Consider the following 17,704-nt stretch of genomic DNA (forward strand, 5'->3'; position numbering starts at 1 on the left):
ATAGTGCGAGTGGCAGTAGCAACGTAACCGATCATAGTGCTATATACGTGTCATACCACCCTATTTCAAACCTAGTTGGTCGCCCACCATTGCGCAACCCTCCCGATAAGGGTTTTCATCATGTTGATGACTACTAAGACGGCGGAGTGAGCTGTTCATGTAAACGCACTAGCAGCTGTGGATCGCCAAAGCCGCCCGCTTTCGTCATCACCCGCCGCCGCGAGTCGCCATCCATACATCCCAGCGCGACCCCTGGCGACCACTCAGCCTCTACGTTGATGTAGCTCACACCCTGCTGCGAGAGCACGGCCATGGCAATATCGCCTCCGGTTAAAAACAGCAAACTCGATTCCTCGCCTCGCCAAGCAGACGTCATCTCAGCCACGTGGGCAGCCATCGCCTCGGCTACTTGGCTTGCCGTTCGCTCTTCATCTTTTCCATCTTCTCCAGGCACCACGGCACAGACACCCATTGCAGAGTGGAGATACGTGTCACCACTGGCCTCAATAACAGCCAAAGCGGGTAAGTGCAGGCGCAGTTGCTGGAGCTGTTCGGCAGCGCGCGGGCTTCTAGAGCCTATGGCATAAAGCACATTTTCGACGTTATTTAGCGAGCGAAAAGGAGCATCGGTCGATCCGCAAAGGTTCTTGGCCAGTGCCGTTGCCAGCCCCGCTGCACCCGCCATGGCCCAGTGATTGCCAGCACTCAGCACGCACTGATAGAGCGCTGAAAGCGCCTCATCGCTTTCGGCATCGGCGATGCAGTCCCCGCTAGGGAGCGGAACGTAACGCCCTGGTTGATAGCGCTGTAGCGGCAAACCGCTGGCGGCAAATGCCAGATCAATCGGGCCGACCAGGGGCGTAGATCGGGCATCCTTTTGATAGGTGGTATCAGCCAGTGGAGTGCCATCCACCCACACTTCGGCATGACGCACTGTTCGCCCCTGGGCCGGTACGGCGGGTGCCATCAACAGGGGAAAACCAAGCGCTTCTCGCAGTGCCATGCACTCTGCAATTACCTGACCACGCAGGGTCGAATCGACCTTTTTGAACCACTGATGCGGCGCTACTCGCGTGAGCAAACGCACTGCTTCGCTCACCCGAAGCGCTGCCTCCTCGGATGGCAGATGGCGGGATTCGGTATTCACGGCAATGACCTCTGGCCACTGGCCTTGCCATGCCTTCAGTGTTGTTGCTAAAGCCTCCAGGCTGATCACCACGCGGGCATCTGCCCCCCGCGCGGCGAACGGGGCGGCAGTGTCTAGCGCGCCGGAAAGATCATCGGCAATAATTGCCAATCGGCAGCCGTTCATGCCTTGGCGCCACTGGCTAACCGCCGGGCGTAGGCAATCGCTGATCCCATATTGGTGGCATCGGCTTTGCCCTGCCAAGCAATATCAAAGGCGGTGCCGTGATCCACCGAGGTGCGCTGAAGCGGTAAGCCGAGACTGACATTCACCGTGGTATCAAAGGCGATTAGCTTGACGGGGATATGGCCCTGGTCGTGATACTGGGCGATGACCAAGTCGAATTCACCTTTGGAGGCGCGGTAAAACACCGTATCCGCAGAGATAGGCCCGTTCACATCAAAACCGCGCTCGCGCAAGCGCTCCACCGCTGGGGCGATACAGCGGCTATCTTCGTCGCCAAAGATTCCCCCTTCGCCGCAGTGGGGGTTGAGGCCTGCCACGGCAATGCGCGGCACCTTCATGCCCAACGCGAGCAAGTGCGCATGCCCCGCCTCAACGGTGGCAATGATGCGTTCGGGAGTAACTCGGTCGATTGCATCGCGTAGCGACACGTGGGTGGAAACATGCAGCGTCGAGAGCGTTTCAGAGGCCAGCAGCATGAACGATGAGGGCGCACCGGTCAGCAATGCCAGCATCCCGGTGTGGCCATCATAGTGGTGCCCGGCTTCATGCAGCGCCGCCTTGTTCAGCGGCGCGGTGACAATCACCTTCGCTCGCCCCGCCTGCACCAATTCCACGGCTTTGTGAACGCAGCGAAACGCCATATCACCCGCCCCGGCGCTGATTTGACCATCGGGAATCTCAACGCCTTCCGGCAGCTCGACCACGCCGACCGCCACATGATCCTTACCGCTTTGTGCCTGCTCTAGTGGCACGAATTCAAGCGCGGCGCCAATACTCGCCGCTGCCCGGCGATAGATCGCCGGGTCACCGATGACCATCGCCGTGGCGCGCTCAGCAGCCGACATAGCACTCAAGGCGCGGCAAATGATCTCCGGGCCAATACCGGCAGGATCGCCCATGGTGATCGCAATGTCGTAACAGCTTTGACGTTTAACAGGTGGCGAGCTATTCATGGCATTAGCTGCCCGCCGTTGACCTCGATGATCTGGCCGGTGACATAGCCACTTAGCGTCTCTGTTCCGAGGAAAACATAAGCCCCGACACACTCTTCCGACGTGCCCAACCGGCCCATCGGGATCGATGCCCGCGCTGCGTTGAGGTGCGCCTCGCTTGAGTGACGATCATGAAAATCGGTGGCAATCGTGCCAGGGGCAACGGCGTTAACGCGGATATTATCTCCCGCCAGCTCCTTGGCCATATTGCGGGTGATGGTACTCACAAAGCCTTTGGCAGAGGCGTATAACCCAGCGCCACCCCCGCCGCCATTGCGCGCGGCAATCGAGGTAGTGTGAATAATATTGCCGCCGCCTGCGCGGCGAAAATGCGGCAGCGCCGCCCGGCTGGCCATAATCACTGAACGGACATTGAGATCCATGACCCGGTCATACTGATCATCGCCCATCTCTTCTAAGCCAACACGGCCCATCATGTCCCCAGCGTTATTGATCAACAGGTCTAAACCGCCCAGACGCTCGGCGGCATCGTCGACGAGTTTTTGGGTCTCACTGGTGTGGCTAACGTCAGCTTTAAGGGTAAAAGCGTCCCCACCCGCATCGCGAATAGCTTTAGCCACTGCCTCCGCGGGCGCTTCACTGCTGTGATAGTGCACCGCTACGTGCGCTCCCAACGCCCCCAGCTGTTTTGCCACTGCCGCGCCAATGCCACGGCTGGCACCGGTGATCAATACTCGCTTACCTTTCCACTCGTCTAACATGAAATTCTCCTTACCACTTTTTGTTTTATGGTGAGAGCTGTGCTTAGCGCCACCGTCTTCATCTAGATAGATTTAACTATCGACCCGAAATGGAACGGTGCGCTAAAGTAAGCCATGAACTGGCATACCTGTCATACAACACGACATCTATAACATGATAGGCGATGACGTGTTTAGCGCCAGTCGCCTACCACTGCTAACGATTAAAACTAATTCTAAAAACGAATGGAGAAGCACATGAAGCCACTTTCATCGACGGACACACTTCCCGCCGACCTGGGTAACGCGCTGCTGGTTGGCCGCGTTTGGCTAGAAGGCAGCCATCCCGGCCCTGCGCTAGTGACTGTCAACAACGGTCAGGTGATCGACATTACCGAATTCGGCCCCACCATGGCTGATCTGCTGGAACGCGACGATCTACAAGCGGTAGTGCAGCGGGCGGAAGGGCCCCATTTGTGCAGTGTTGAGGCACTGCTGGAAAACTCTCAGCTACCCCAGCCACAAGCGCCTTACCTGCTTGCGCCTTGTGATGTGCAGGCCGTAAAAGCGTGCGGCGTCACCTTTGCTGTCAGCCTGTTAGAGCGAGTGATCGAAGAACAAGCGGGCGGCGACCCGGCGCGGGCAGTTGCACTGCGTGAGGATCTTCAAGCACTGATCGGCACTGATCTTTCCAAGATGGTGCCGGGTTCTGAAGAGGCGATGTCGCTGAAAAAGGCACTGCAGGCGCGCGGAGGTTGGTCACAATACATGGAAGTAGGCATCGGCCCCGACGCGGAAGTGTTCACCAAATCTCAGCCGCTCTCATCAGTGGGTTTTGGCACCCCTGTAGGCTTACACCCCTCCTCTCAATGGAACAATCCTGAACCCGAAATCGTGCTGGCCGTCGATAGCCGCGGGAAAGTTCGCGGTGCCACGCTGGGCAACGACGTCAACCTGCGTGACGTCGAGGGACGCAGCGCCCTGCTACTCGGCAAGGCGAAAGACAATAACGCCTCCTGCTCACTCGGCCCGTTTATCCGTCTATTTGACGACCACTTCGATATCGACAGCGTGCGCAATTGCCAGGTATCGCTACGTATCGAGGGTGAAGACGACGACTTCTTGCTCCAGGGCGAGAGCGACATGCGCGAGATCAGCCGCGATCCGCTGGATCTAGTGCAGCAAACCATTGGCGCCCATCACCAATATCCGGACGGTTTTATGCTGTTCCTGGGCACCATGTTCTCGCCGATTCAGGACCGCGACGGGGAAGGCCAGGGGTTTACCCATCATATGGGTGATCGCGTCACCATCGCCACTCCAGCCCTGGGCGCGCTGGTCAACCGGGTAGGCAGAAGTGATCAGCTGCCGCCCTGGACCTACGGCATTCGCGAGCTGATGCGCCACTTGGCACGCCGCTGATTCTGACAACCATTACGCTACTCATCGCACCGCCAAGGAGAGCACAATGACAACGATTACTCGCGTCGACATTCAAGACATTCGCTTCCCCACCTCGCGTTCGCTGGATGGCTCGGATGCCATGAATGCCGCGCCAGACTACTCCGCCGCCTACGTCATCCTGCACACCGATGACGGCAGCCCAGAGGGGCACGGCCTGACCTTTACGATTGGTCGCGGTAACGAGATTGTCGTTACCGCGCTGCAATCGCTGGCACCTCTGGTTGAAGGGCGCACGCTGGCCTCGATTACCGATAACATGGGCACCTTCTGGCGGGAAATCACTGGTGACAGCCAGCTACGCTGGATTGGCCCCGATAAAGGCGCGATTCACCTGGCGACCGCCGCCATCGTCAACGCCGTGTGGGATATGTGGGCGAAAAAAGAAGGCAAGCCGGTGTGGAAACTGCTGGTGGATATGACGCCCGAACAGCTGGTGCGCTGTCTCGACTTCCGTTTTGTGACGGATGCATTAACGCCAGAAGAAGCGTTCTGCCTGCTACGCCGCCAAGCCCCCGGCAAAGCGGCACGAGAAGCCGAAATGCGCAGTGACGGCTACCCCGGCTACACCACCTCCGCAGGCTGGCTGGGTTACAGCGACGAGAAAGTGCGCAGCCTGGCGCGTGAAGCGCTGTCCGAAGGCTGGACGCACTTCAAACAGAAAATTGGCGGCGACATCGAAGAGGACGCCCGCCGTGCAGCGCTGCTGCGCGATGAGATCGGTTGGGATAACGTGCTGATGATGGACGCCAACCAGGTGTGGGAAGTCGACGAGACGATCACCAAAATGCGCCGCCTGGCCGAGTTTGATCCACTCTGGATCGAAGAACCCACCAGCCCTGACGACATTCTCGGCCACGCCGAGATCCGCCACCGCGTGGCACCGATTGGCGTCGCCACCGGCGAACACTGCCACAACAAGGTGATGTTCAAGCAGTTCTTCCAGGCGGATGCCATCGACTACTGCCAGCTTGATGCGGCGCGCTTGGGCGGACTAAACGAAGTCATCCTGGTGGTACTGATGGCCGCTAAATTTGGCGTACCGATTTGCCCCCATGGCGGCGGCGTTGGGCTCTGCGAATACACCCAACATATCTCGCTATTCGACTACATCGCGGTATCCGGCAGCCTTGAAGGCCGCGTACTGGAGTACGTAGATCACCTTCACGAGCACTTTATCGACCCGGTAGTCATCAACCGCGGCCGCTACCAAGTGCCCGAGGCGCCGGGTTACAGCATTGCCATGCACGCAGCATCCCAAGCACAGCACCGCTTCCCTGAGGGTGCAGCCTGGCAGGAAGAACGTTAATGACCGACACCACCACCTTTCTAAATGAGTTAACCAGCCTGCTCGGCGAGCGGGGGTTACTGCGCGAACCGGACGCCATGGCGCGCTATAGGAGCGATTGGGCAGGCGATACGCTGGGCATGCCGCTGGCCGTGGCGCGCCCGGCCAACACCGCTGAGGTCGCCGAGATAGCAAAGCGCTGCTATGAGCATGGAATCGCGATGATGCCACAGGGCGGTCATAGCGGCTTAGTGGCAGGCGCCTTGCCCGCCGCCAATGGCCAGGAGCTGGTGATCAGCTTGGAGCGCTTAAATAGCGTGCGGGCCATTGATCCGGTCAACTTCACTATCACGGTAGACGCGGGCTGTATCCTTGAAAACGTTAAGCTGGCCGCCTTTGATCATGATTGCGACTTTCCCCTCTCGCTAGGGGCTCAAGGCAGTTGTCAGATTGGCGGCAATATCGCGACGAACGCAGGCGGGCTTAACGTGTTGCGCTACGGCATGATGCGCGAGCTGGTGCTGGGCCTTGAAGTAGTGCTCCCCGACGGACGTATCTGGGAAAGCCTGAATGCGTTGCACAAGGACAATCGCGGTTACGACCTTCAGCAGCTGTTTCTGGGTAGCGAAGGTACTTTGGGCATCGTCACCGGGGCGGTGTTAAAACTTTCACCGCGCCCAACCCAAAACCAGACGGCGCTGCTGGGACTGCCCTCCGTCCAGGCGGTGATTGACCTTTATGGTTTGGCACGCCGAGAGTGCTGCGATCTGCTAACGGCTTTCGAGCTGATTCCTCGCCGCTGCATCGAGCTGGCGATTGAAGCGACGCCAGAGCTACGTGATCCACTTGGAGACGCCTACCCCTGGTACGTGCTGATGGAGGTCGCTGCCACGGGGCCAGTCGATCTGAGTGCCTTGCTGGAAGCGCTGCTGGAAACCGGCATGGAGCGCGAGCTGGTGCTGGATGGCGCTTTAGCCTCTAGCGACACCCAGTCCGCCCAGCTGTGGCAGTTCCGCGAAAGCATGCTGGAAGGCCAGAGGCGGCGCGGAGAGCATCTGCGCACCGATATCTCGGTACCCATCTCGGCGATTCCGGACTTCATGAGCCGGGCAAGCGAGGTGGTGATGGCGGCGTCACCCGAGTGCGACATTATTGCCTACGGCCATGTAGGCGACGGCAATCTGCACTTCAATATCCTACCGCCCACGGCAATGGCGGATAGCGATAAGAAAGCCCATCTGCACGAGCTTGAAGAGCGTCTTTTTGAGGTGCTGGATGACTTCCACGGCAGCATCAGCGCTGAGCATGGCATTGGCCGCACCAAGCAAGCGCCTTATCTGGCGCGGCTATCGCCGATTGAGCGTGAGATGGTCAGCGGCGTTAAAGCGCTGTTCGACCCCAAGGGGCTGATGAACCCAGGCAGAATTTTGCCTGCTGGGGAGTAAGCCCCAGCGTAGTTCACACTATTTGGTTCATTCCTGCCTGAAACGCTCCGCTAGACCGCGCAATGCATTGGCGTAAAGCAGCGTATCGATGCCGACACCCACGAAGGTACAGCCCGCGGCGAGATAGCCGCGGGCGGCCTGCTCGTCCACCGTGACGATACCCGCTGCCTTGCCCGCAGCGCGTATCTTGTTAATGGCGTCACTAATCGCGTCTGTCACTTCAGGGTGGTTGGCATTGCCGAGATGCCCCATTGACGCCGACAAATCCGCCGGGCCAATAAACACCCCATCGACACCTTCTACTGCGGCGATGGCCTCCAGGTTAGCCAGCGCCTGGGGGCTCTCCACTTGCAGCATCAGGCAAATCTCGTCATCGGCGCAGGAGAGATAATCTTCTGCCTGCCCCCAGCGCGAGGCACGTGCCAGCACATGACCAACGCCGCGAATCCCGTAGGGTGGGTAGCGCGTAGCCGCCACCAGCTCAGCCGCTTGCTCGGCGGTCTCGACCATGGGGATAAGCAGGTTTTGCACGCCAATATCCAGGTAACGCTTGATCAGCACCGCATCGCCGGTGGGCGGGCGCACCACTGGGTGGCTTGGATAGGGAGCCAGCGCCTGCAGCTGAGCCAGCAGGCTGGCGAGATCATTGGGAGAATGTTCCACATCGATTAGTAGCCAGTCGAAGCCCGCCGTGGCGGCAATCTCAGCCGTATAAGCACTGGTCAAACCGAGCCAAATGCCCGTTTTGGGGTGGCCCGCCAGTAGCTGTTCCTTAAAGGCGTTGCGCGGCATTTTCATACGAGCTCCTCTGGATCAATACCCCATGATATCGGGCAGCCAAGTGGCCAGCCCAGGCACGGCAATCAACAGCAAAATGGTCGCTATGATCGGCAGCAGGAACGGCAGTATCGCGGTCACCACTTGGCCATAACGCAGCCGTGTAATGCCCACCATTAAAAACAGCACCGTGCCAAATGGCGGCGTAATGACCCCCACCGATAGCGTGATCACCATCACGATACCGAAGTGAACAGGGTCTAATCCGGCGCTTAGCGCTGCGGGCACCACAATGGGGGTAAAAATCAGGATGCTTTCGATCACTGACATAAAGCAACCGATCAATAGGAAGAACAGCGCAAAACAGAGTAGCAGCGCAAACATCGGCATATCGATGCTGGCGACCTGACCCGCTAACGCCTGAGGAATCCCCATGCGCACCAGTATCCAACCATAGAAACTAGAGACCGCAATAATTAGCAGAATGACCGCGCTGAACATCAGCGTGCGACTGAAAGCGTTATAGAGATCCTTCCAATTCAAGTCACGATAGATCAGCCCGCCTAGAATCACCGCGTAAAGCGAGGCAATAGCACCCGCCTCGGTGGGTGTGAAGAAGCCACCCCAAATACCACCGACGATAATCGCTGGCATCATCAACGGCAAAATAGCGCGTTTACCAGTGCGGACAACTTCGCAGGCGTCAAAAGGCGTCGGTTTAGGCATCACCACCCTACCGCTGGCAGACAGCAGCACGGTCATTCCCATCAGCAGCAGTGCCATCAAGATACCTGGCACTAGCCCCGCCATAAACAGCCCACCAATACTCACATTGGCCAGCCAGCCATAAACGACGAGCGCGATACTGGGCGGCAGAATTGGCCCGATCACGCTGGAGGCGGCTGTGATGCCGGTTGAGTAACCCAACTCGTAGCCACGCTCTTTCATCGCCTTGATTTCGATACTGCCCAGCCCGGCAGCGTCGGCGACCGCGGTGCCCGACATGGTGGCGAAAATGGAGCTGGCCACCACGTTGGCGTGGCCAAGGCCACCCTTGGTGAAACCCACCAGCGCGGTAGCAAAATCAAAAATCCGCGTCGTCGTGGAGCCAATATTCATAATATTGGCGGCCAGAATGAACAGCGGAATCGCTAGCAGGGTAAAGTTATTGAGGGTTTGCACCATGCGCAGCGGCAGCAGTTCGACGGGTAGCCCGCCGGTGCCAGTCGCTACCAAGGCGATAAAGGAGGTCACGCCAATGGCGACCACCACGGGCAAGCCAATGGCCATCAGAACTAACAGGCCACCGACGAAAATCAGTAGTTCGGTCATGGTTGAGAGACCTCCTCTTCATGGGACGTTTCCAACCACACCACCGGGCCGCGCAACGTTTGCCAAACGGCAATGAGTGCCATGCCCACAAAGCTGAAAAAGAGGCCGTAATAGAGGTAGCTGAAACTGATACTTAGCGAAACGGTTTTATTGTTGGCGCTCATATCGGACATGATCCAAGCCCCCCAGGCGGCCAGTGCAAAAAAGCCGCAGGAGATCAGCGCGGTGAGCCGGTACTGGATATTCTTTCCCAACCCGGAAAGCTTATGGCTGAACAAATCGACCACCAGATGCTCGCTGCGTACCCAGGCGGATAGCGACCCGAAGCCAATCGCGTAAATCGCCAGCATAGACGCCACTTCTTCGGTCCAGGGCATGCCTAGCCCCAGCAGGTCACGGGCAATTACGGCCGCCACGATCAGCAGCAGAATGGCGGCCATCAGCGCCACGCCCACCCCATCGCACAGGCGTGTAACACCGCGCAGCGTATAGAAAGCAATTCGATCCGGCCCCTTATTGGGCGCTACCGCGTCTTCCACAGGAGAACTCCTTACCCTGACTGCTTTTTAGTCTTACATGAAAACTTATTTGTAATGAAGAAAAGCGACGGCCCGATGGGCCGCCGCAATTTCTGTCCAGCGCGTTTTACTCGCTGTCGTTACCCAGCGCATCTTCACGAACGCCCTCGGCCATGTCAGCCATGACACGATCGATAGCCGGTAACGCTGCCTCGCGGAAAGGCGCAACATCCGGCTCAATGACGGTCATGCCTTCATCCTGCAGGGCTTCCAGATAGAACTCGTCGAGTTCGCGTTCTTGCTCTGAACCATACTGGCGTGCCACCTCAATGGCTTCTTCGATCAGCGCTTGATCTTCCTCTTCTAGGCCATCCCACCAGCGAGAACTAGCTACCCAGCTCCACGGAAACTGCACATGGCTGGTCATGATCAGGTAGTCCTGCACTTCCCATAGACGACGGGTATAAGGCGAGGAGAGCGAGTTCTCGTGGCCATCGACCTGGCCGGTCTGCATGGCGAGGTAAATCTCTGGTGCCGGTACGTTGACTACCTGAGCTCCAATCTCTTCCCACACTTCCAGCCATACCGGCAGCGAAGGCAGGCGCAGGCGGAAGCCATCCAGATCATCTGGGGTATGTATCTCTTTATTGGCGGTCATGTGGCGGGGCCCGCGATGCTGCAGGCCAAAATATTTCAGGCCGCCCTGGCTTTCTGCTTTCTCGACCAGCGCTTGGCCGGAAGGGCTCTCCATATAGGCGTCGACTTCATCCCAGGTAGTGAACACAAAGGGAACCGTAATAGCGTCGTATTCAGGCGCATACTGTTGACGCCAGTTACCACCGGTTAGGGATAGCTGGGTTTGGCCCAGGTTAAGCAGTTCCAACACGGCATTCTCACCGCCCAGAGAACCCGCTAAAAAGGGGCGAACTTCAAAGCGCCCGGGGGCCTGTTCCTCTAAATATTCCGCAAAGCGTTCCACCGCGGCGCTTTCCGAGCCGCCTTCACTCATGGTGTTGTTAACTTGAATTTCGATTGGGTTAGCTAAAACGAACGGGGCCGTCGTTAGCATGCCTAGGGTAGCCAGCGTGGCAAACAGTTGTTTCCGCATGGGATGACTCTCTACGGTTGTCGTTATTGGGTGTGGTTCTTTATAGCTCCTGTAGGCAAGAGCTTTATGTCGCTTGCCTGATCTTGAAACAAGCAGCCGACGGGCTCAAATCGACGTTCAAGAAGGATGACTTCGTTAAATACGATGGCTAGAAACGTCGGTATGACGCGCTTTTTGACCGAGGTGCTTGCAGCCATACGACCAAAGATGAATACCTGACCGCCTTCGCTGCTCTTTCAAAAGCCCTCTCAATAGGCTGTGAAGGCATACTTCAGCGCCGCTGCTCAAGGCATTTTGCCACCACAAGATATTTGCCAGCTTTCACGAAGCACGAAGCCATTTGCAGACTTTTGCAATTAGTCCTCGCCCGCCTTCTGGGTAAGGTGGTCTACCAAGTGTCGCGCAGTGACATGCAAAGAGGCGTAGCGGCGCATGCCAATCACCAGCTCACGCTGGGCCCAAGGGTCGCTAAGCGGGATGCTTTTGAGCTGCAAATCCCCCAGATCACGATAGATGGTCTGCTCAGGGAGTACGCCAACGCCCATGCCGTGGTGAATCATCCGGCAAATAGCGTCAAAGCTACGTACCTGAATGCGCATACGCAGCGCTTTGCCTGCCAGGTTAGCTTGTTCATTCAACAGCGATTGCAGCGAGGCGTCCTGCTGTAAGCCAATAAAATCGAAAGCCAGCGCTTCATTAAAAGCGATGCTTTCACGCTCAGCCAAGGGGTGATCAATGGGCGTCATTAACACGAGTCGGTCATGCCGATAGGAGAGCTGCTGGAGATCAGGCGCCGCCACATGCCCAGCGAAAATACCGATATCGGTCAGCCCGTCGCGAACGGCGGCAATGATTTCGCTACTGACTCGCTCCTGAAGATCGATCTTAATTTCGGGATAAAGCCGGGAGAAAGCGCTGAGATCTTGGGGAAGAAAAGCAATGATCGCCGAGGTATTGGAGTGGATACGCACATGGCCGCGCACGCCTTCGCCGTACTCGCTGAGTTCCGCATGCAGGCGCTCGATGTTATCCAGAATACGTCTAGCATGGTGCAAAAATGCCTGCCCGGCGGGCGTCAGCTCAACACCGCGCGGGCGACGATACAGCAGCGTGGTACCTACCAGCGCCTCCAGATCACTGATCCGCTTGCTCACCGCGGCGAGCGCTAAATGCTCACGCTCAGCGGCGGCGGTCAGGCGCCCCTCATCTGCCACGGAGATAAACAGCTTAAGAGTGACGAAATCGAAGCGGCGCATGACATATGACTCCCGTAAGACAAGCGCATTATGCTAACGCACCCCTTCGCTAACCACGAACCCTTTGTTACCGATTGCCTAATTGTCGGCCTGTAATGGCTCACGCATGCTGAACATCAATGACGATAACGACAAATAGAGGAAAGCCTAGATGAACGCTACCGAAGCCCGCCAGCTTCCGCTCCAAGGCTTGAAAGTGCTTGAGCTTGGTCAACTGATTGCGGGGCCTTTCGCCACCAAACTGCTGGGGGAATTTGGTGCCGATGTGATCAAAATCGAACCGCCAGGCACCGGCGACCCACTTCGCAAATGGCGAATGATAGAGGATGGCACCTCGCTTTGGTGGCACGTCCAGACCCGTAACAAGCGCTCGGTGGCGCTGGACTTGCGCAGTGAAGAGGGCCAAAAGCTGGTGCGCCAACTCGCCGCCGAGGCGGACGTGGTAGTGGAGAACTTCCGCCCCGGCACGCTAGACAACTGGGGGCTGGGCTGGGAAGCACTCTCCAAACTCAACCCTCGGCTGATCATGGTGCATATTTCCGGCTATGGGCAAACGGGGCCCTACCGCGATAAGCCCGGTTTTGGCGTAATTGGCGAAGCCATGGGCGGGCTGCGTTACCTCACCGGCCAGCCGGGCGAGCCTTCGGTGCGCGTTGGCGTGAGCATCGGCGACTCACTTTCCGCGCTCTACGCCGTGATTGGTACCCTGCTGGCACTTCAGGAGCGCAACCGCAGTGGCCTGGGTCAAGAGATCGACGTCGCGCTGTATGAGTCGGTGTTTGCGATGATGGAGAGCCTGCTGCCTGAGTTCGATGCCAGCGGCCAGGTTCGCGAACCGAGCGGCAGCGCCCTGCCCGGCATAACCCCTTCAAATGCCTACCGCTGCCAAGGCGGCGATTACGTGCTGATTGCCGGCAATGGCGACAGTATCTTCAAGCGCCTGATGGGCGTGATTGGCCGTGAAGATTTAGCCAACGACCCGGCCCTGGCCCATAACGATGGGCGTAGCCAGCAAGCCGAAATGATTGATGCCGCGATTCAAACGTGGACCGAAGAGCGCCCACGGGATGCCATTTTACAAGCACTGGATGACGCCCGCGTGCCCGCAGGCTACCCCTACACTGCCGCAGATATCGCCTTTGATCCCCACTACTTGGCTCGGGAGATGATTCAAACCTTTACACGGCCTAATGGCGAACCGCTAAAAGTACCCGGCGTATTGCCAAAGCTTAGCGCTACGCCAGGGCGAATCGGCGACGGCGGCCCCACTCTTGGCCAGCATACCGATGACGTGTTGGGTGAGCTGGGTATTGATCACGAAACCCGCGCTAAGCTGCGCCAAGCGGGCATCATCTAGGGAGTATTTTTATGAAGTTGGTAACACCTTGCCCCACCAAAATCGAGATCAACGAAGTTGCCCCCCGGGACGGCCTGCAGATTGAAGCACGGTTTGTGCCGACGGAAGAGAAAATCCGCTGGATCGATGCGCTCTCTACCACTGGCCTACGGCGTATTGAAGCAACGTCGTTCACATCGCCTAAAGCGATCCCCAACCTGCGCGATGCCGCTGAAGTGGTGACCGGCATTCAGCGCCGGGAAGGGGTCGATATCACGGTGCTGGTGCCCAACGTAAAAGGCACTGAGCGAGCGCTCGCCTGCCAAGTAGATGAGATCAATCTGGTGATGTCCGCCAGCAATAGCCACGGTCTGGCCAATCTGCGCATGACGCCGGAACAGTCGCTAGAGCAGTTCGCGGCGATTTTGGAGGTCAGCAAGCATTTCGATAACAATAAAAATAGCAGCGTGTTTATCAACGCCTCACTCTCGACGACCTTTGGCTGCCCCTTTGAAGGCGAGGTGCCCGAGGCGCGGGTACTGGAACTTGTTGAAAAGCTGATTGGCCTTGGCATTCAGGGCGTCACACTCTGCGATACCACCGGCATGGCCAACCCTGTCCAGGTCAAACGCCTGTGCGAAGCCGTGCTTGAACGCTGGCCGGAAACGCCGTTCACGCTGCACTTCCACAACACGCGCGGGATGGGCTTAGCCAATGCATTGGCGGCTTGGCAGGCGGGTATCAGCCGCTTCGACTCCTCCTTAGGCGGGCTGGGCGGCTGCCCCTTTGCCCCGGGTGCGACGGGCAATGTATGCACCGAGGATCTGGTGCATATGTTTGAGTCCATGGGCGTCGATACTGGCGTCGATCTGGATGCACTGCTGGAGATCGCCGCCACCCTTCCCGACCTTATCGGCCATGGCGTGCCGGGGCAGGTAGTCAAAGCAGGAAAGTCGACCCGGCGTTATGCGATGCCGCCTAATGCTCAAACCTGAGTGTTAGGCAGGCCCAATCACATGCTTCACTTCAAGGTAAGCACTTAGCCCCCAAGGGCCAAGTTCACGCCCAATGCCGCTACGCTTGAAGCCGCCCCAGGCGGTTTCGGGTAGCACTAGCTGCTCGCTGTTGTACCAGATGCTGCCAGCCTTGAGCTGGCGGCCGATGCGTTTTGCCCGCTCAGGGTCACCGCTGATCACCGTTGCCGCCAAGCCAAAGCTGCTGTCGTTGGCAAGCTGAATGGCTTCGGCTTCACTTGCGACGCTGCGTGCGCAGAGCACCGGGCCAAAAACCTCTTCTTTCCATAGGCGGCTCTCGAGCGGTACATCGCGATAAAGCGTGGGTGCCAGGAAGTAGCCCTGGGCAGGTAGCGTGCGGTGTTGGCCGTCGCGCACCACCGTAAGACCTTCCTGTGCAGCAATATCCAGATAGCGCTGCACCGCGTCGCGCTGTTTGGCGCTAGTCAACGGCCCTAAGTCGGTGCCTTCGACAAGCGGGTCGCCCAGCGTAATCGCATCCATACGCTCTGAAAGCGCAGCGTAGAGTGCTTCTGCTACGTCTTCGTGCACCAATAAACGCGAGGTCGCAGAGCAGATCTGCCCGGCGTTGAAGTAGATGCCGGCCATTACCCAGTCAGCGGCTTGGGCAGGATCAGCGTCTTCCATCACCAAAATCGGAGACTTTCCACCCAGTTCCAGCGATACGCCAGCGGTGCGAGCGCTGGCCGCTTGCATCACCGTTTCGCCTACACGGTTACTGCCCGTAAAGGAGATTTTATCCACCCCAGGATGATTAGTTAGCGGTGCACCGATGCCCTCGCCGTCGCCATTGAGCAGGTTCAGCACACCCGCGGGTAGCTCAACCTCTAACGCAATTTCTGCAAGCACTTGCTCGGGTAGCGGCGTCACTTCCGAAGGTTTTAGCACCACCGTACAGCCAGCGGCCAAAGCGGGCGCCAGCTTCCAGGCGCTGGTGACCAGCGGGAAATTCCACGGCGTTATTAATCCCACAACGCCAGCGGGGTCGTGGTAAGTGCGCGCCTCAACGCCCTCCATTTCCACATTGACCAACTCCCCCTGACGGGCATCCAGCGCCTTGGCCTGCTTGGCATAGTAGCGGTAGCAGGCAATCGCATCGTCCAGATCAATACCCGCTTCCACCAGTGGCTTGCCGTTATTGGTCGCCGAAAGCGTCATCAGCGACTCCCGACGGGCTTCCAGTGCATCGGCAAATCCATCAAGGTAGTTTGCACGTGCGGTACCGCCCAACGCCTGCCAAGCGGGCTGCGCCTGCTGGGCGGCTTTAACGGCGGCGTCTACATCTGCAGCATCCCCCGCCGTGACTTGAGCAATACGTTCCTCGCGGTAGGGGTTCATCACATCGAGTAGGCGAGCTCCCGAAGATGCGACCCACTGGTTGTTGATGAACTGTTTGTTAATTAACTGCTGGCTGAGTGACTGCATGGAAATATCCTAGTCAGAAAATGCACACGCACGCTGCCAGGCAGCGGCGTCAATTTCGATCAGTAAAGGCCCGGTGGCTACGCGGTTGGCGAGCGCTTTGGCGAGTTCGGCAGGACTTTCCACTAGCATGCCGGGGCAGCCGAAACCTTCAGCCAGGGTGAGAAAGTTGGGTGCCTGAATATCCACGCCCAAGCGGGCCACGCCATTAGCATCCATATAGCGACGAATCTCTTCGTAGCCAGCGTTGTGCCAAAGCACAATCACTATGGGCAGGCGCTCTTCTACCGCCGTTGCCATTTCCGAGAGGGTAAACATCACCCCACCATCACCAACGAGAGCCACCACGGGCAGATCAGGCCGTGCCAGTTGGGCACCCAACGCCGCCGGTAGCCCATAGCCCAAGGTGCCGTAACCCGTTGAAGCATTGAAATAGCGCCGGGGTGCTGGCTGACTGACCAAGTGGTTACCGGCATATACCGGTGCGGTGGAATCACCTACCAAAATCGCCTCGGGGAGATAATCAGCCAGGGTTTTATAAAGCGGCACAAAGTCGGCAAAAGCAGGATCGTTTACCAAATTAAGCGCGCCCAACGCTGCGGCGGTTCGCTCAGTGCCTTGACGCTTCAGTGGTTCGGGGAAGTGACCAAGCAAAAGCTCCAAACTGCGTCCTGCATCACCCACTAGGCCAAGCGTGGTGCGCTGATTGCGCACTAGCTGCTCAGGGTCGAGGTCGATACGAATCAGCGTGCCGTTGAGGTGAAAGCCGCCATCAAAAACGACGTCATAATCGGTCTCACCCAACTCGGTACCTATCGCCAGAATCACATCGGCGTTGGCGGCTAGTTCACGAACCGCGGGCAGTGCGGCATTGGCGCCCAAATCCAGCGGGTGGTCGCGGCCTAGCAGCCCTTTGGCATTAATCGTCGTTACCGTCGGGGCATCGAGTTTTTCTACCAATGCTCGCGCTGCTTCCGGCGCTGAAACGCAGCCTCCGCCCAATAGCACCAGGGGCTGTTTCGCCGCTTGAAGCAAGCGTGCAGCCTCGACCAAGCCTTCTGGATCAGGCGCCGCGCGATAAAGCGTGGGCGCTTGCCAACTGGCCGGCACATCCACCGGGGCATTAAACAGATCGATAGGGATTTCAATATGCACCGGGCCTGGGCGCGCGCCGTTGAAAACGGCGAAGGCGCGGGCCAACACCTCGAGCAGTGTATTGGCATCCAACAGGGTGTGGCTAAACCGCGCCACGCCGCTGATCATCTGCTGTTGGCTGGGCAGCTCGTGCAGCCGCCCTTGGCCTAAGCCCAAGGTATCGCGGCGGTTGACGCTGGAGATCACCAGCATGGGGATGGAGTCCGCCAGGGCCTGGCCCATGGCGGTGGCAATGTTAGTCATGCCCGGCCCGGTGATAATCAGGCATACCCCCGGTTGGCCGCTGGCGCGGGCATAGCCGTCGGCCATAAACCCCGCGCCCTGCTCATGGCGCGGGGTTATATGCTGCACATCGCTGCCTTCCAGACCACGATAAAGCTCTATTGTATGCACGCCGGGGATGCCGAACAGGGCGCTCACCCCGTAAGTCTCCCGCAGCAGCCGAATGAGTAGCTCTGCACAGGTCATGGCGGGTTGTTTACGTGCTTCTTCAACGCTCATTACAGC

15 protein-coding genes are annotated in these 17,704 nt (G+C 58.3%); 5 read left to right on the forward strand and 10 right to left on the reverse strand.

Annotation, left to right across the window (positions count from 1 at the left end):
- Positions 1-133: 133 nt before the first annotated feature.
- Genes CXF87_RS20805 through CXF87_RS20815 form a run of 3 tightly spaced genes read right to left on the reverse strand, consistent with a single transcriptional unit; the run spans position 134 to position 3,086 of the window.
- Positions 134-1,312 carry a four-carbon acid sugar kinase family protein gene (locus tag CXF87_RS20805; protein WP_101148062.1) on the reverse strand — a complete coding sequence of 393 codons (1,179 nt, stop codon included), beginning with the start codon at positions 1,310-1,312 and terminating at the stop codon, positions 134-136.
- Positions 1,309-2,325, reverse strand: a complete 1,017-nt coding sequence (gene pdxA, locus CXF87_RS20810) for a 4-hydroxythreonine-4-phosphate dehydrogenase PdxA (RefSeq protein ID WP_101148063.1) — start codon at positions 2,323-2,325, stop codon at positions 1,309-1,311. The genes CXF87_RS20805 and pdxA overlap by 4 nt, the downstream gene beginning before the upstream one ends.
- Positions 2,322-3,086 carry an SDR family NAD(P)-dependent oxidoreductase gene (locus CXF87_RS20815; protein ID WP_101148064.1) on the reverse strand — a complete coding sequence of 255 codons (765 nt, stop codon included), beginning with the start codon at positions 3,084-3,086 and terminating at the stop codon, positions 2,322-2,324. Before CXF87_RS20815 ends, pdxA begins: the two co-directional genes overlap by 4 nt.
- 237 nt (positions 3,087-3,323) lie before the next feature.
- Here CXF87_RS20815 and CXF87_RS20820 point away from each other — a divergent pair, with 237 nt between their 5' ends.
- From CXF87_RS20820 to CXF87_RS20830, 3 genes are read left to right on the forward strand one after another with little or no spacing between them, the layout of a single operon-like run.
- A complete protein-coding gene (locus CXF87_RS20820) occupies positions 3,324-4,487 on the forward strand; it encodes a fumarylacetoacetate hydrolase family protein (RefSeq protein WP_101148065.1) in 1,164 nt (387 codons plus the stop codon).
- A 46-nt stretch (positions 4,488-4,533) separates the two neighbouring features.
- Positions 4,534-5,835, forward strand: a complete 1,302-nt coding sequence (locus CXF87_RS20825; protein ID WP_101148066.1) for an L-fuconate dehydratase — start codon at positions 4,534-4,536, stop codon at positions 5,833-5,835.
- Positions 5,835-7,259, forward strand: a complete 1,425-nt coding sequence (locus CXF87_RS20830; protein ID WP_101148067.1) for an FAD-binding oxidoreductase — start codon at positions 5,835-5,837, stop codon at positions 7,257-7,259. The genes CXF87_RS20825 and CXF87_RS20830 overlap by 1 nt, the downstream gene beginning before the upstream one ends.
- A gap of 27 nt (positions 7,260-7,286) precedes the next feature.
- Here CXF87_RS20830 and hpaI read toward each other — a convergent pair whose 3' ends face one another.
- The 5 genes from hpaI to CXF87_RS20855 form a co-directional block, all read right to left on the reverse strand.
- On the reverse strand, positions 7,287-8,057 hold the full coding sequence (hpaI, locus tag CXF87_RS20835) for a 4-hydroxy-2-oxoheptanedioate aldolase (protein WP_101148068.1): 771 nt from the start codon (positions 8,055-8,057) through the stop codon (positions 7,287-7,289).
- Positions 8,058-8,072: 15 nt separating this feature from the next.
- On the reverse strand, positions 8,073-9,368 hold the full coding sequence (locus CXF87_RS20840) for a TRAP transporter large permease (RefSeq protein WP_101148069.1): 1,296 nt from the start codon (positions 9,366-9,368) through the stop codon (positions 8,073-8,075).
- A complete protein-coding gene (locus tag CXF87_RS20845; RefSeq protein ID WP_101148070.1) occupies positions 9,365-9,907 on the reverse strand; it encodes a TRAP transporter small permease in 543 nt (180 codons plus the stop codon). The genes CXF87_RS20840 and CXF87_RS20845 overlap by 4 nt, the downstream gene beginning before the upstream one ends.
- Positions 9,908-10,013: 106 nt before the next feature.
- Entirely contained in the window at positions 10,014-10,994 is a 981-nt protein-coding gene (locus tag CXF87_RS20850) for a TRAP transporter substrate-binding protein (protein ID WP_101148071.1), read from the reverse strand.
- Between the two features lie 356 nt (positions 10,995-11,350).
- On the reverse strand, positions 11,351-12,250 hold the full coding sequence (locus tag CXF87_RS20855; protein ID WP_101148072.1) for a LysR family transcriptional regulator: 900 nt from the start codon (positions 12,248-12,250) through the stop codon (positions 11,351-11,353).
- 151 nt (positions 12,251-12,401) lie between these two features.
- Between CXF87_RS20855 and CXF87_RS20860 the strand changes: the two genes are divergently transcribed.
- The gene (locus CXF87_RS20860) at positions 12,402-13,607 is read left to right on the forward strand and encodes a CaiB/BaiF CoA transferase family protein (RefSeq protein WP_101148073.1); all 1,206 of its coding nucleotides are present in this window, start codon (positions 12,402-12,404) and stop codon (positions 13,605-13,607) included.
- 11 nt (positions 13,608-13,618) lie between these two features.
- Complete coding sequence (locus CXF87_RS20865; RefSeq protein WP_101148074.1) at positions 13,619-14,581, forward strand: hydroxymethylglutaryl-CoA lyase; 963 nt, start codon at positions 13,619-13,621, stop codon at positions 14,579-14,581.
- Between the two features lie 3 nt (positions 14,582-14,584).
- Here the strand turns inward: CXF87_RS20865 and CXF87_RS20870 are convergent, their stop codons facing one another.
- Together CXF87_RS20870 and CXF87_RS20875 are read right to left on the reverse strand one after the other, a co-directional pair.
- Complete coding sequence (locus tag CXF87_RS20870; protein WP_101148075.1) at positions 14,585-16,045, reverse strand: aldehyde dehydrogenase family protein; 1,461 nt, start codon at positions 16,043-16,045, stop codon at positions 14,585-14,587.
- A 9-nt stretch (positions 16,046-16,054) separates the two neighbouring features.
- A complete protein-coding gene (locus tag CXF87_RS20875) occupies positions 16,055-17,698 on the reverse strand; it encodes a 5-guanidino-2-oxopentanoate decarboxylase (RefSeq protein WP_232774984.1) in 1,644 nt (547 codons plus the stop codon).
- Positions 17,699-17,704: the final 6 nt, after the last annotated feature.

It is taken from the genome of Halomonas sp. MES3-P3E, from assembly GCF_002836035.1.
Classification (GTDB): domain Bacteria; phylum Pseudomonadota; class Gammaproteobacteria; order Pseudomonadales; family Halomonadaceae; genus Vreelandella; species Vreelandella arctica.

Excerpts from the sequence above, each read along its gene's own strand:
- CXF87_RS20805 (WP_101148062.1), bottom strand. The coding sequence starts at position 1,312 with ATGAACGGCTGCCGATTGGCAATTATTGCCGATGATCTTTCCGGCGCG.
- pdxA (WP_101148063.1), bottom strand. The coding sequence starts at position 2,325 with ATGAATAGCTCGCCACCTGTTAAACGTCAAAGCTGTTACGACATTGCG.
- CXF87_RS20815 (WP_101148064.1), bottom strand. The coding sequence starts at position 3,086 with ATGTTAGACGAGTGGAAAGGTAAGCGAGTATTGATCACCGGTGCCAGC.
- CXF87_RS20820 (WP_101148065.1), top strand. The coding sequence starts at position 3,324 with ATGAAGCCACTTTCATCGACGGACACACTTCCCGCCGACCTGGGTAAC.
- CXF87_RS20825 (WP_101148066.1), top strand. The coding sequence starts at position 4,534 with ATGACAACGATTACTCGCGTCGACATTCAAGACATTCGCTTCCCCACC.
- CXF87_RS20830 (WP_101148067.1), top strand. The coding sequence starts at position 5,835 with ATGACCGACACCACCACCTTTCTAAATGAGTTAACCAGCCTGCTCGGC.
- hpaI (WP_101148068.1), bottom strand. The coding sequence starts at position 8,057 with ATGAAAATGCCGCGCAACGCCTTTAAGGAACAGCTACTGGCGGGCCAC.
- CXF87_RS20840 (WP_101148069.1), bottom strand. The coding sequence starts at position 9,368 with ATGACCGAACTACTGATTTTCGTCGGTGGCCTGTTAGTTCTGATGGCC.
- CXF87_RS20850 (WP_101148071.1), bottom strand. The coding sequence starts at position 10,994 with ATGCGGAAACAACTGTTTGCCACGCTGGCTACCCTAGGCATGCTAACG.
- CXF87_RS20855 (WP_101148072.1), bottom strand. The coding sequence starts at position 12,250 with ATGCGCCGCTTCGATTTCGTCACTCTTAAGCTGTTTATCTCCGTGGCA.
- CXF87_RS20860 (WP_101148073.1), top strand. The coding sequence starts at position 12,402 with ATGAACGCTACCGAAGCCCGCCAGCTTCCGCTCCAAGGCTTGAAAGTG.
- CXF87_RS20865 (WP_101148074.1), top strand. The coding sequence starts at position 13,619 with ATGAAGTTGGTAACACCTTGCCCCACCAAAATCGAGATCAACGAAGTT.
- CXF87_RS20870 (WP_101148075.1), bottom strand. The coding sequence starts at position 16,045 with ATGCAGTCACTCAGCCAGCAGTTAATTAACAAACAGTTCATCAACAAC.
- CXF87_RS20875 (WP_232774984.1), bottom strand. The coding sequence starts at position 17,698 with ATGAGCGTTGAAGAAGCACGTAAACAACCCGCCATGACCTGTGCAGAG.